This is a genomic window from Oscillospiraceae bacterium (assembly GCA_025758045.1).
GTDB lineage: Bacteria > Bacillota > Clostridia > Oscillospirales > Ruminococcaceae > Gemmiger.
Genome location: CP107208.1, coordinates 2268478 through 2280800, shown reverse-complemented (window position 1 = coordinate 2280800; position 12323 = coordinate 2268478). Strand labels below are relative to the sequence as shown.

Sequence of the window (12323 nt, the reverse complement as noted above, 5' to 3'; positions counted from 1 at the left end):
AGGCTCCCCTTGAGGGGAGCCTTGCCCTTACCTCAAATACAGCCGCCCATTATCATCCGCGTCCACGGTCAGGGTATCCCCGGCGCTGTGGGCACCGGCGATGATCTCTTTCGCGATCATCGTTTCCACGTGGGACTGGATGTATCGCTTCAGCGGGCGGGCACCGTAGATCGGGTCGTAGCCGCCGTCAATGATGGAGTTCTTGGCGGCCTCGGTGACGACCAGGTTCAGCTGCTTGTCGGCCAGGCGCTTGCGCAGGTCGGTCAGCATTAAGTCGACGATACTGCCAATTTCCTGTTTGGTCAGGCTCTTGTAGTATACGATGTCGTCCAGACGGTTCAGGAACTCGGGACGGAACTGCCGTTTGAGCAGCTGGTCGATGGCGTTCTTGGCCTCGTCGGACAGCTCGTTCTTGCCCTCGGCACGGGCCTTTTCCAAATCCTCCAGAATCAGGTCGGAGCCCAGGTTGGAGGTCAGGATGATGACGGTGTTCTTAAAGTCCACCGTGCGGCCCTGGCTGTCGGTGATGCGGCCGTCGTCCAGGACTTGCAGCAGGATATTAAACACGTCAGGATGTGCTTTTTCCACCTCATCGAACAACACGACGCTGTAAGGATGGCGGCGCACAGCCTCGGTCAGCTGGCCGCCTTCCTCGTAGCCGACGTATCCCGGAGGCGCACCGATCAGACGGGAGACGCTGAATTTCTCCATGTACTCGGTCATGTCGATACGCACCATGTTCTTCTCATCGTCGAACAAGGATTGCGCCAGCGCCTTGGCCAGCTCGGTCTTGCCGACGCCGGTGGGGCCCAGGAACAGGAAACTGCCGATAGGTCTGTTAGGGTTAGCAATACCGGCACGAGAGCGCAAGATAGCGTCCGCCACCTTTTGCACGGCCTCGTCCTGGCCGATGACGCGCTGATGCAGCACGTCCGGCAGGCGCAGCAGCTTTTCGCGCTCGCCCTCCACCAGCTTAGCCACAGGGATGCCGGTCCAGCGGGCCACGATGCGGGCGATCTCCTCATCGGTCACGCGGTCACGCAGCAGGCTGGATTCCTTCTTGGCATCAGCGATTTTTTCTTCCTCTTCCAGCTGTTTCTGCAGGTTGGGCAGCTTGCCGTATTGCAGCTCGCCGGCCTTGGCGTAGTCGCCGGTGCGGGTAGCTTTCTCAATTTCAGCCTTTGTACTTTCTACGTCAGCACGCAAACTTTGCACCTTGTTGACGGCGTTCTTCTCGTTCTCCCACTGGGCCTTCTTGCTGTTGAAGCTGTCGCGGAGTTCGGCCATCTCCTTTTCCAAAGCGGCCAGACGCTGCTTTGAGAGTTCGTCGGTCTCCTTCTTCAGCGAGGCTTCCTCAATCTGCAGCTGGGTGATGCGGTGGTTCATCTCGTCCAGTTCGGCGGGCATCGAATCCAGCTCGGTCTTGACCATGGCGCAGGCTTCATCCACCAGGTCGATAGCCTTATCAGGCAGGAAACGGTCGGTGATATAGCGGTCGGACAGGGTGGCTGCTGCAATCAGCGCAGCGTCCTGAATCTTGACGCCGTGGAACACCTCGTAGCGTTCTTTCAGGCCACGCAGGATGGAAATAGTGTCCTCGACGGTCGGCTCGTTGACCATGACCGGCTGAAAACGACGTTCCAACGCAGGGTCTTTCTCGATGTACTCGCGGTACTCGTCCAGCGTGGTAGCGCCGATGCAGTGCAGTTCGCCGCGGGCCAGCATAGGCTTGAGCAGATTGCCAGCGTCCATAGCGCCGTCGGTCTTGCCCGCACCCACGATGGTGTGCAGCTCATCGATAAAGAGGATGATCTTGCCCTCAGACTTCTTGACCTCGTTCAGCACGCTCTTTAAGCGTTCCTCGAACTCGCCGCGGTACTTGGCGCCCGCGACCAGCGCACCCATGTCCAAGCTGAACACGGTGCGGTCCTTCAGGTTCTCCGGCACATCGCCCTTGACGATACGCTGGGCCAGGCCCTCGGCAATGGCGGTTTTACCGACACCGGCTTCACCGATCAGTACCGGGTTGTTCTTGCGCTTACGGCTCAGGATGCGGATGACGTTACGGATTTCGGTATCACGGCCGATGACGGGGTCAAGCTTGTTGGCCTTGGCCATCTCCACCAGGTCCTGGCCGTATTTCTTCAGCGCATTGTAGGTGTCCTCGGGGTTATCGCTGGTCACGCGCTGGTTGCCGCGCACAGAACTTAACGTCTGCATGAATTTTTCTGTCGTGATGCTGAACGCCTTGAACAGCTCTGCCGCACCCTTGCCGGGGCGCTGCAAAACGCCCAGGAACACATGCTCCACGCTGATATATTCATCTTTCATCTGCTTGGCCTGGGCCTCAGCGGCGTTTAGCGTTCTGTCAAGGTCAGTGCCAATATAAATTTGGTTAGGGTCACGGCCGCTGCCGGTCACCCGGGGCAGAGCCTCGACCTTTTGCAGGGCCGCTTGGGCGAAGGCGTTGGGGTCAGTGCCCATGTTGGTCAGCATTTGCGGGATGAGGCCATCCTGCTGCTGGGCCAGTGCTGCGAGCAGATGCTCCTGCTCGACGGTATTATTGGAATACTCCACAGCGATGCGCTGCGCAGCTTGCAGCGCCTCTCTTGCTTTTTGGGTAAATTGATTCATATCCATAGTGCGTACCTCCTTATTTTGCAGATACCGCAGAATTTGATTTATATGCACGAACGGACGTTAGTGCCATCCAGCTGCGTTTCCTTTTGGTCATCTCTCCGCTGGTTGCTCTTTATTAGCACTCTATCTGTTCGACTGCTAATATTGTAGCACGATGATGCAAAATGTCAATAGGGTAAATTGCAAAAGATTTGTGAACAAGTAAAATAGATGCCGTGCATAAAGGCATCCAAACAAAATCCTTGCATTTTCCCTCGCAACCCCTTACAATATATATAATAATGTAAGGCCACATGCCAAGGAGAACCATTATGCCGCTGATTATCCCGAAAGAGCTGCCCGCGTTCGACGAGCTTAGCCGCGAGAACGTGTTTGTCATGCACCGCGAGCGTGCCCAGAGCCAGCACATCCGCCCGCTGCGCATCCTGATTTTGAACCTGATGCCCACCAAGATCGTCACCGAGACCCAGCTGGCCCGGCTGCTGGCCAACAGCCCGCTGCAGGTGCAGATCACCTTTTTGAAAACCGCCACCCACGACACCACCCACACCCCGCCGGAGCACATGAAGGCCTTCTACAAGAGCTTCGACGAGATACGAAACGAGCGCTTCGACGGCATGATCATCACCGGCGCGCCCATCGAGGACCTGGACTACGAGGATGTGGACTACTGGGACGAGTTGTGCACCATCATGGACTATACCAAGGAGAACGTCTACTCCACCATCCACCTGTGCTGGGGTGCGCTGGCCGGGTTGTACTACCATTTTGGCATTCCCAAGGTGCATCTGCCAGAAAAAATGTTCGGCGTGTTTGAGCATCGCGTGACCCGCCCCTCCAACCCGCTGGTGCGCGGCTTCGATGAGGTGTTCTACGCCCCCCACAGCCGTTGGGCCGGGCTGGACCGCGCCGCCATCGACGCCTGCCCCGACCTGCGCGTGCTGGCCGAGAGCGATGCAGCAGGCCCGATGCTGCTCTCCACCGAATCCGGCCGCCAGATCTTCGTTATCGGCCACCCCGAGTACGACAAGTACACCCTGGACGCCGAGTACAAGCGGGACGTCAAGGCGGGCAAGCCCATCAACGTGCCCTGCAACTACTACCCCGCCGACGACCCCGCCCGCGACCCGCTGTTCCGCTGGCGCGCCCACGGCTACCTGCTGTACACCAACTGGCTGAACTACTACGTCTACCAGGATACCCCGTACGATTTGAACCATTTGGAAGCACTGGAAAAATAAGGCAATACCTGATTTTAGGAGACCACCCATGCCCACCATTTCCGCCTGTATTGTGGCGTATTGCGATTATGAGGAAGTCTGCGCCGCGGTGCGCAGCATCCTGCATTTTACCCCCGCGCCGGATTTTACACTGTACATCGTCGATAATGCCAGCCCCGACGGCTGCGGCAAGCAGCTGGCCGGCACCGATTGGGCCGACCCCCGCGTGCAGGTGCTCTGCCTGCCGGAGAACGTCGGCTTTGGCCGCGGCCATAACGCCGTGCTTGGTAAACTGCATAGCAGCGTGCATTTTATCTTAAACCCCGACATTGTTCTGACCGGGGATATTTTGCAGCCGATGGCCGAATGGCTGCTGGCCCAGCCTGGCGCGGCCATGGCCACCCCGCAGCTGCACTACCCCGACGGCCGCTTGCAGCACCTGCCCCGGCGCAAGCCCACGCCCTGGCTGCTGCTGGCCCGCCAGCTGGCACCAAAGTTCGGTGGAGCGTTCAAAAAAGCTGACGACCACTACACCATGCAGGACGAGGATTTGACCGTGCCCCGGCGCATCGAGTTCTGCACCGGCAGCTTTATGGCTGTGCGCACCGATGTGCTGCAAAAGATCGGCGGCTTTGACCCCGCCTATTTTATGTATGTCGAGGATGCCGACCTGACCCAGAAAGTCCTGCGGGAGGGCACCGTCTGGCTGGCCCCTCAGTTCCACGCCGTCCACGCCTGGCACCGCGCCCCCATGCGGGATGCGGGCAAGTTCAAAATGCAGCTGGTCAGCATGGGGCGGTACTTCAAAAAATGGGGCTGCGGGAAAGGGAGCGTCTAAAGGCTCCCCTCAAAGGGGAGCCTTTAATGAGTACCCCTTGACAAACCTTCTCCCCTATGCTACAGTAAATATATCGCAAGGCCGCTGACCGACGGAGTTTTGTGGAGTTACCACAGGGGACGCGGATTTTCACCTTGCTGTTAAGCCGACCGTCTGGGCTGCATACACTGGAGTATGGTGTGTGCAGCCCTTTATTTTTTTACAAAAAACGGAGGAATCGTACAATGTTGAGCGACATCGAAATTGCCCAGGCCGCCAAAATGCAGCCCATCACCGAAATTGCCGCCAAGCTGGGCCTGCAGGGTGAGGACGTCATCCCCTACGGCCACTACAAGGCCAAGCTGAACCACCTGCTGGCCAAGGCCGACAAGCCCGAGGGCAAGCTGGTCCTGGTCACCGCCATCAGCCCCACCCCGGCCGGCGAAGGCAAGACCACCACCAGCGTGGGCCTGGCCGACGCCATGAACGCCCTGGGCAAAAAAACGATGCTCTGCCTGCGTGAGCCGTCCCTGGGCCCCGTGTTCGGCATCAAGGGCGGCGCGGCCGGCGGCGGCTACGCCCAGGTCGTGCCCATGGAGGACATCAACCTCCACTTTACCGGCGACATCCACGCCATCGGTGCCGCCAACAACCTGCTGGCCGCCATGATCGACAACTCCATCCAGCAGGGCAACCCGCTCAACATCGACCCCCGCCGCATCACCTGGAAACGCTGCATGGACATGAACGACCGCCAGCTGCGGTTCATCGTGGACGGCCTGGGCGGCAAGGTCAACGGCACCCCGCGGGAGGACGGCTTTGACATCACCGTCGCCAGCGAGGTCATGGCTGTGTTCTGCCTGGCCACCGACCTGAACGACCTGAAAGAGCGGCTGTCCCGCATCGTCTGCGCCTACACCTACGATGGCCAGCCCGTCACCGCCAGCCAGATCGGCGCGGCCGGTGCCATGACCGCCCTGCTGAAGGACGCCCTTGACCCCAACCTGGTGCAGACGCTGGAGAACAACCCCGCCATCATCCACGGCGGCCCGTTCGCCAACATTGCCCACGGCTGCAACAGCGCCATTGCCACCAAGCTGAGCCTGAAGCTGGCCGACTACGTCATCACCGAGGCAGGCTTCGGTGCCGACCTGGGCGCCGAGAAGTTCCTGGACATCAAGTGCCGCGCGGCCGGGCTGCATCCCGCCGCTGTGGTGCTGGTTGCTACCGTCCGTGCGCTGAAATCCCACGGCGGCGTTGCCAAGCCCGACCTGAGCAAACCCAACGCCGAGGCCGTGAAGGCCGGCGCTGTGAATCTGGCACGTCACATCGAGAATTTGCAGGGCTTCGGCCTGCCGGTCTGCGTGGGCATCAACGCCTTCCCCACCGACACCGAGGAGGAGATGGCCGTCATCTACGACGTCTGCGCCAAGGCCGGTGTGCCCTGCGCGTTGAGCGAGGTGTTCGCCAAGGGCGGCGAGGGCGGCAAGGCCCTGGCCGAAACCGTGCTGTCGATTCTGGACGATAACGCCCAGGTAAAATACACCTATGAACTGGACGCGCCGCTCACCGATAAGATTGATGCTGTGGCGAAGAAAATCTACCGTGCAGGCAGTGTCAGCTACAGTGCCGCCGCCAAAAAGACGCTGGACGAGCTGACCGCCCTGGGCTACGGCAACCTGCCGGTCTGCATCGCCAAGACGCAGTATTCCTTCAGCGACAACGCCAAGCTGACCGGTGCGCCGGATGGCTTCACCCTCAACGTCCGCGAGGTGCGGCTCTCCGCCGGTGCCGGCTTCGTGGTCGTCGTCTGCGGCAGCATCATGACGATGCCCGGCCTGCCCAAGCACCCCGCCGCCATGGATATTGACGTGGACGTGAACGGCAAGATCACCGGCCTGTTCTGATTTATACAATATAAATAGGCACAGCAAAGGCTCCCCTTGTGATGAGGGGAGCCTGTTTTTATTCTCTTATCTCAGCCCGTGGAGGCAATACAGGCTCCGTCATACTCGCAGGTCGTTTCCTGGCCCGGCACAATGGTTGCCATATAGCCATCCTTTGCAAAGTTGATGGCTACGATCTGCCCCTCCTTCGTATGGAAGATCTGGATGATAACGTCCGTTTTCTTAGGCTTACTTTTAAAGTAGGCGCTCGGCTTGACAGCGCTGCTGATCAGGCTGCCGTTGCCAAAGGTATAGCGCGGATTTTTGCCGTCGCTCTCCAGATACTTCAGCACCTGGGCGGCCGCTCTCCGGCTGGAGCTGCCCGCCTCTGTCTTATCGTTCGGGTTTTTCTGTATCGCGTACAGTGCGCCGTTTGTGATGCGGCCCACATTGTTGTAGGTCACGCCGTTTACGGTAATGGTAAATCTGCAGGAATTGCTTTTGTCGTTAAAGCTTTCCGGGTACAGGGCGTAACATTCGGTCAGCGCAGCCTGCGAAGCCGTCCACACATCCCGCGCTTCGGTGATGACCGCCTGCTTTTTTGCTTTGGTCACATACCCTGTCAGCGCCGGGATCAGCAGGGACGCCAAAATTGCCAGGATCACCAGCACCACGATCAATTCTACCAGCGTGAATCCCCGTCTATTTTTTCTGTTCATAATTACCTTTTCCATTATAAGTTGCCACCGTTGGCGTCAATCGTTTCCCTATACCATGCCGCGCTGTCCTTGGGGGTGCGGGTGCCGGTGGGGTAGTCTACATACACCAGGCCAAACCGCTCGTTGTATCCCTCGCTCCACTCAAAGTTATCCAACAGCGACCAGTGGAAGTAACCCTGCACATCGGCCCCGGCCTCTATCCCCTGCCGCAGAGCAAGCAGGTAGCGGTGGGTAAAGTCGATGCGCTCCGGGTCGTGCACCTTGCCGTCCAGGTGGATGCGGTCGGTGCAGGAAAGGCCGTTCTCTGTGATAAAGATGGGCAGGCCGTACCGCTCATGGAGGAACCGCGGGCCCCACTCCATGGCTTCGGGGGTGATGGGCCAGCCGATGGCCGTGCGCGGATGACCGGCGGCGCGGGGGCAGAATTCCGGCTTGCCGTCGGCTCCGGCCCGCACCGCGACGGAGTTGTAGATGTTCATGCCGATAAAGTCCAACCGTCCCAGCGGCAGGGCGTCCAGCTGCTCCTGCGGGATGGCATCCACCACCCGTTGGGCCTGCCCGCCCGCAATTTTGGGCCAGCCGCGGCCGCACACCGGGTCCAGCGCCGGGGTGTAGGTGAAGGTCCAATCGCCGTCCGCCAGGGCGAATGTAGCTTCGCGGGCGGCGGCAATATCGGCGGGGCTGTCAGTGGCCGGGGTGCAGATGCGCCCGGTGGGGGCCATGCCCACCTTGGCATCGGGGTCGGCTTTTCGGATGGCATCCGCCGCCAGGCAGTGTGCATAGATCGTGTTATGCCAGGCAGTAAACACCGCTGCATCGTCCAGTTTATAGCCCGGCGCATGCACACCCGCGCTGTAGCCCAGCCCCACGCTGCACTGCGGCTCGTTGAGGGTAAAGTAATATTTTACACGTCCCTTAAAGTGTGCCGCCACCGTGGCAGCGTACACGGCAAAGGCCCTGGCGGTGTCGGCGTTCAGCCAGCCGCCCTTATCCTGCAATGCCTGGGGCAGGTCCCAGTGGTAGAGCGTCACATACGGCTCGATGCCCGCCGCCAGCAGCGCATCCACAAACCGGTCGTACCAGGCAAGGCCAGCAGGGTTCACCGCGCCGGTGCCTGCCGGGAAAATGCGCGGCCAGGCGATGGAAAACCGGTAGGCCTGCAGGTGCAGGGCTTTCATCAGCTCCATATCCTCGGCCCAGCGGTGGTAGCTGTCGCAGGCGACGTCGCCGGTGTCGCCGCCCTTGGTCTTGCCCGGCGTATGGCTGAAGGTATCCCAGATGGACGCCCCACGCCCGTCCTCAAACGCGCCGCCCTCTATCTGATAGGATGCGGTAGCCGCACCCCAAACAAATTTCTTTGGAAATGGCATATTCTTCTCCCTCTGGTTGCTGATAAAAACGAGGATGTAGGGGTGCGCGATGTACCCCACACGTATCTGCACAATCAAAAAAGGTGCAGCGCGTTGCCACTGCACCTCTGCTTAATATTAGTTTACCCCTTAACGCTGCCCAATGCAACCCCTCGCACGATATATTTCGAGAGAAGCAGGTAGACGATCATAACCGGCAAGATCGCGATGGTGATCATCATGTACACCTTGCCCATATCGAACTTGAGGAAGTCCGCGCTGCGCAGCTGTGCAACCAGGATGGGCACCGTCTTCCACTTGGCGTCGTTGATGATCAGCGCCGGGATAAAGTAGTTGTTCCACGCGCCCACAAAGCTGAAGATGGCCTGCACCGCCATGGCAGGCTTGAGGATCGGCAGGATGACCGCGTTGAAGGTGTGGAACTCACCGCTGCCGTCAATGCGCGCTGCATCGATAATATCCCGCGGCAGGCTGGAATCCATGTACTGTTTCATGAAGAAGAACACGGTGGGCGCGGCAATGCTGGGCAGAATCAGCGGCCACAGGGTGTTGGTCAGCTTCATCTTGTCCATCAAATTCAGAAAGCCCAGTGCCGACACCTGCGTCGGCATCGTCATGATAAGCAGGATGACGGTGAACGCCAGCTTGCGCAGCTTGAAGTCGTAGGCGTAGATGGCGTAGGCCGTCAGCGCGCTGAAATAGACCGACAGCGCCGCACAGGCCGCCGAAACAATCAGGCTGTTGCGCAGGCCGCTCAGAATCGGCACGTTGGCATCGTGGGTGGTGTTGTAGAAGTTGGTGCCGAAGCTGGTGCGGGGCAGCGGGTCAAAGCCCTGCTGGATGGTAAAATTGTTGTGGGTGGCGTTTACAATCAACACGTAGAAGAAGAACAGGCAGACAAAGCACAGTACAAACAGCACAATGTAAGCAACTGCACGCTGCAGCGTAAGCATAGGGTCGTGAATTTTCGTTGCCTTGGTCTTGGTGGCTGCGGTTTTGGTCTCGTTTGGCATACTCTTTCACGCTCCTTCCTTAATGATGCTTTGCAGCCGCCTTGGCTGCTTTGATACGAGCTTTTTCGGCCTTGCGCTGCTCACGGGTCAGGCCGTCATCCTCCTGGGTAAGGGTAAAGTAGATGATGACGCAAAGCACCGCGCAAAGCAGGAACATCAGCACCGAGATAGCGCCGGCCGTGCCGTAGTTTTTGCTGTAAAGGTGCTGGTTCAGATACATGATGATGGTGTTGGTACTGCCGTTGGGGTCGCCCTTGCCGTTGGTCAAAACCTGCGGTACATCGAACATCTGCAAGCCGCCGATCAGGCTGGTGATGAGGGTATACACCAGCAGCGGGCGGATGAGCGGGATGGTGATCTTCCAGAACATCTGGGTCGAGGAGGCACCGTCCAGCTCGGCGGCCTCGTACAGGCCGGGGTCAACGCCCATGATGGCCGCCATCAAAATGATGGTGGTGTTGCCGAACCACATCAGGAAGTTCATCAGCCCCACCAGCCCGCGGGCGGTCCATACGTTGGATAGCCAGCGCACCGGCTCGCTTACGATGCCGAGTTTGAGCAGGATGGAGTTGATGGGCGCGGTTTCGGCGTTGGAAAACAGCGTAAAGAACAGCATGGCAAACGCCGAAGCCATAATCAGGTTGGGCATGTAGATGACCGTTTTGAAGAACCCCTGGAACTTTAGTTTCAGCCGCAGGTCGGTGAACCAGGCCGCCAGCAGCAGCGAGACCACGATCTGCGGGATAAAGCCCATCAGCCACATGATCATCGTGTTGCCAAAGTACTTGGGCACTTCTTTGATCATGGCAGCGTAGTTTTTCAAGCCAACAAAGTTAGGGCCGATGATTTTTAGGCCGCTGCGGAAATACTCAAAGAAGGAATAGTAGATGGTGGTAGCCAGCGGCCAGAACTGGAAAATGAAAAAGGTGATGAAGAACGGCGCCAGGAAGATATAACCCCATTTGGCGTAGCTCATGCCTTTTTTCTTGGTTTTCATAAGTCTCGCCCTCCTTAGCTGTACGGGCATTGCCCTGCTGGGGGCAGAGCCTTGTCATTTGTTAAAACAAAACCAGGGGCGGGCGTCTCTCCCCCGCCCCTGGCATGGCGTTTACGGTTTCGTGTTCAGGTGTAAGTCCCAACTTATGCGGGCCATTCCACGCTGGTCAGCTCAGGATACTTGACCTTGATCTGATCCTCAAAGTTCTGCTTTGCGGTGTCGATGTCGACGGTGCCGTCGAAGTAATCCTTGAAGCAGCTCTGGAAGGTCTCGTTGCAGCCCTGGTCATAGGGGCCGGCGTTAGACATATCGATGGTAGGTGCAACCTCTGCGAACAGAGCAATGTGGTTCTGGCCGCCCAGGAAGTCGGAGCCGAAGTCGGGATCGGCGGCGATGGCGTCCATAGCGCTCTTGCAGTTGGTGTAGTCCTGGGTATCCTTGGTGATCTGGGTCATGATGTCGGAGTCGCAGGTCAGCTTCAGCATAACGTCCTTGATGGTGGGGATGTTATCGGTGCCGGCAGCAGCGCAGATCCAGGTGCCGCCCCAGTAATAAGGCTGAGGACCCTGGCAGACTGCGTAGTCGCCGTAGATGCCGTTGCCAACTTCTTCCTTGCCGCCCTCAGAAGTCGGGGTTTCAAGAGAGTTGCCCAGCAGGGTGAAGTTGATGCCCCAAGTGGAGTAGAAGAAGCCGAAGACCTTACCGGAAGGACCCTGGTCAGCGGCCCACTGGTCGCTCCACAGGCTGGTCTTGTTGTTGTAACCGTTGTCGGTGTAATCCTTGGTCTGATCGACCCAGCTCATGATGTTGGGGTCGACCTTGACGGTGGTGCCGTCCACCCAACCGGCGGACACGTTGTTGGAGAAGGTGCGGTAGGAATCATCGTAGCCGGAGAGCATCTTGTAGCCCTTGGCAGCGGCCTGCTTGGCCACATCGTTGAACTTATCCCAATCGCTCAGCGCAGCCTGGACTTCGGTGGGGTCATCGGTGCCCAGCACATTCTTGGCGATGCTGCGGCGGTAGGCGAACAGGCCCGGAGTTGCCTGCCAGGTGGTGCCCTTCTGGACGCCATCGACGGTGACGATGTCCTTGGTGTACTGGTACTGGTCCTTCAGGTCGTCATCGGTCAGGCCGATGTCGCCCTTGACATCTAGCGTGTACTCGGAGTCGACGTACTTCAGCGCGTAGTCAGCCTCGATCAGGAAGATGTCGATCTTGTCATCATCAGCGGCGCTGTCCTGCTTCAGCAGGGCTTCGTCCAGCTTGTTCTGGTAGTTGTTGTTGTCGTTGGGGTTGATGGTCCATTTCACGGTCACGCCGTTGTCCAGTTCGGTGGTGGACTTATCGTCGGCCACAGAGACGACGCCGGGGTAGTAATCGTTGAAGCGGGACTGGAACTCGTCGTTCCAGCACCAGATATTCAGGACCTTGCCCTCCTCGGCGGTATCATCGGCGGCGGGTTCTGCGGCGGTGCTGCTGGCATCGGTAGAGGTGGAGTCAGCGGCAGGTGCTGCGGACGAGCTGGCGGCGCCTGAGCCGCATCCGGCGAGCAGGGTGGCTGCCATAGCAGTCGCGGTCAGTAAACTGAGTGCCTTTTTCATAATAATGTTTTCCTCCTTTTAAAGAAACTTGATCATGAAATTACATTTTTTAATAAGCCC

9 protein-coding genes and 1 riboswitch are annotated in these 12323 nt (G+C 58.7%); of the genes, 3 read left to right on the top strand and 6 right to left on the bottom strand.

The genetic code is table 11. The features are described 5' to 3' along the window. Positions 1–27 precede the first annotated feature (27 nt). Positions 28–2640, bottom strand: a complete 2613-nt coding sequence (gene clpB / locus OGM81_10630; protein ID UYJ42788.1) for an ATP-dependent chaperone ClpB — start codon at positions 2638–2640, stop codon at positions 28–30. Positions 2641–2951: 311 nt separating this feature from the next. Here clpB and metA point away from each other — a divergent pair, with 311 nt between their 5' ends. The 3 genes from metA (at position 2952) to OGM81_10615 (ending at position 6584) form a co-directional block, all read left to right on the top strand. Then, complete coding sequence (metA, locus tag OGM81_10625; protein ID UYJ42787.1) at positions 2952–3881, top strand: homoserine O-succinyltransferase; 930 nt, start codon at positions 2952–2954, stop codon at positions 3879–3881. A 28-nt stretch (positions 3882–3909) separates the two neighbouring features. Then, on the top strand, positions 3910–4698 hold the full coding sequence (locus tag OGM81_10620) for a glycosyltransferase family 2 protein (GenBank protein ID UYJ42786.1): 789 nt from the start codon (positions 3910–3912) through the stop codon (positions 4696–4698). A 74-nt stretch (positions 4699–4772) separates the two neighbouring features. Next, positions 4773–4864: riboswitch (ZMP/ZTP riboswitch) on the top strand. A gap of 58 nt (positions 4865–4922) precedes the next feature. Then, a complete protein-coding gene (locus tag OGM81_10615; protein ID UYJ42785.1) occupies positions 4923–6584 on the top strand; it encodes a formate--tetrahydrofolate ligase in 1662 nt (553 codons plus the stop codon). Positions 6585–6655: 71 nt separating this feature from the next. Here the strand turns inward: OGM81_10615 and OGM81_10610 are convergent, their stop codons facing one another. The 5 genes from OGM81_10610 to OGM81_10590 form a co-directional block, all read right to left on the bottom strand. Beyond that, the gene (locus OGM81_10610) at positions 6656–7282 is read right to left on the bottom strand and encodes a type II secretion system GspH family protein (GenBank protein UYJ42784.1); all 627 of its coding nucleotides are present in this window, start codon (positions 7280–7282) and stop codon (positions 6656–6658) included. Positions 7283–7296: 14 nt separating this feature from the next. Then, a complete protein-coding gene (locus OGM81_10605; GenBank protein UYJ42783.1) occupies positions 7297–8652 on the bottom strand; it encodes a GH1 family beta-glucosidase in 1356 nt (451 codons plus the stop codon). Between the two features lie 122 nt (positions 8653–8774). Beyond that, positions 8775–9605: a carbohydrate ABC transporter permease gene (locus OGM81_10600; GenBank protein ID UYJ44996.1), complete on the bottom strand. Its 831-nt coding sequence runs from the start codon at positions 9603–9605 to the stop codon at positions 8775–8777. Between the two features lie 79 nt (positions 9606–9684). Continuing rightward, on the bottom strand, positions 9685–10662 hold the full coding sequence (locus OGM81_10595) for a sugar ABC transporter permease (GenBank protein ID UYJ42782.1): 978 nt from the start codon (positions 10660–10662) through the stop codon (positions 9685–9687). 143 nt (positions 10663–10805) lie between these two features. Continuing rightward, positions 10806–12263: a carbohydrate ABC transporter substrate-binding protein gene (locus OGM81_10590; protein UYJ42781.1), complete on the bottom strand. Its 1458-nt coding sequence runs from the start codon at positions 12261–12263 to the stop codon at positions 10806–10808. Between the last annotated feature and the right edge of the window lie 60 nt (positions 12264–12323).

Excerpts from the sequence above, each read along its gene's own strand:
- OGM81_10615 (UYJ42785.1), top strand. The coding sequence starts at position 4,923 with ATGTTGAGCGACATCGAAATTGCCCAGGCCGCCAAAATGCAGCCCATC.
- clpB (UYJ42788.1), bottom strand. The coding sequence starts at position 2,640 with ATGGATATGAATCAATTTACCCAAAAAGCAAGAGAGGCGCTGCAAGCT.
- OGM81_10590 (UYJ42781.1), bottom strand. The coding sequence starts at position 12,263 with ATGAAAAAGGCACTCAGTTTACTGACCGCGACTGCTATGGCAGCCACC.
- metA (UYJ42787.1), top strand. The coding sequence starts at position 2,952 with ATGCCGCTGATTATCCCGAAAGAGCTGCCCGCGTTCGACGAGCTTAGC.
- OGM81_10620 (UYJ42786.1), top strand. The coding sequence starts at position 3,910 with ATGCCCACCATTTCCGCCTGTATTGTGGCGTATTGCGATTATGAGGAA.
- OGM81_10595 (UYJ42782.1), bottom strand. The coding sequence starts at position 10,662 with ATGAAAACCAAGAAAAAAGGCATGAGCTACGCCAAATGGGGTTATATC.
- OGM81_10605 (UYJ42783.1), bottom strand. The coding sequence starts at position 8,652 with ATGCCATTTCCAAAGAAATTTGTTTGGGGTGCGGCTACCGCATCCTAT.
- OGM81_10610 (UYJ42784.1), bottom strand. The coding sequence starts at position 7,282 with ATGAACAGAAAAAATAGACGGGGATTCACGCTGGTAGAATTGATCGTG.
- OGM81_10600 (UYJ44996.1), bottom strand. The coding sequence starts at position 9,605 with ATGCTTACGCTGCAGCGTGCAGTTGCTTACATTGTGCTGTTTGTACTG.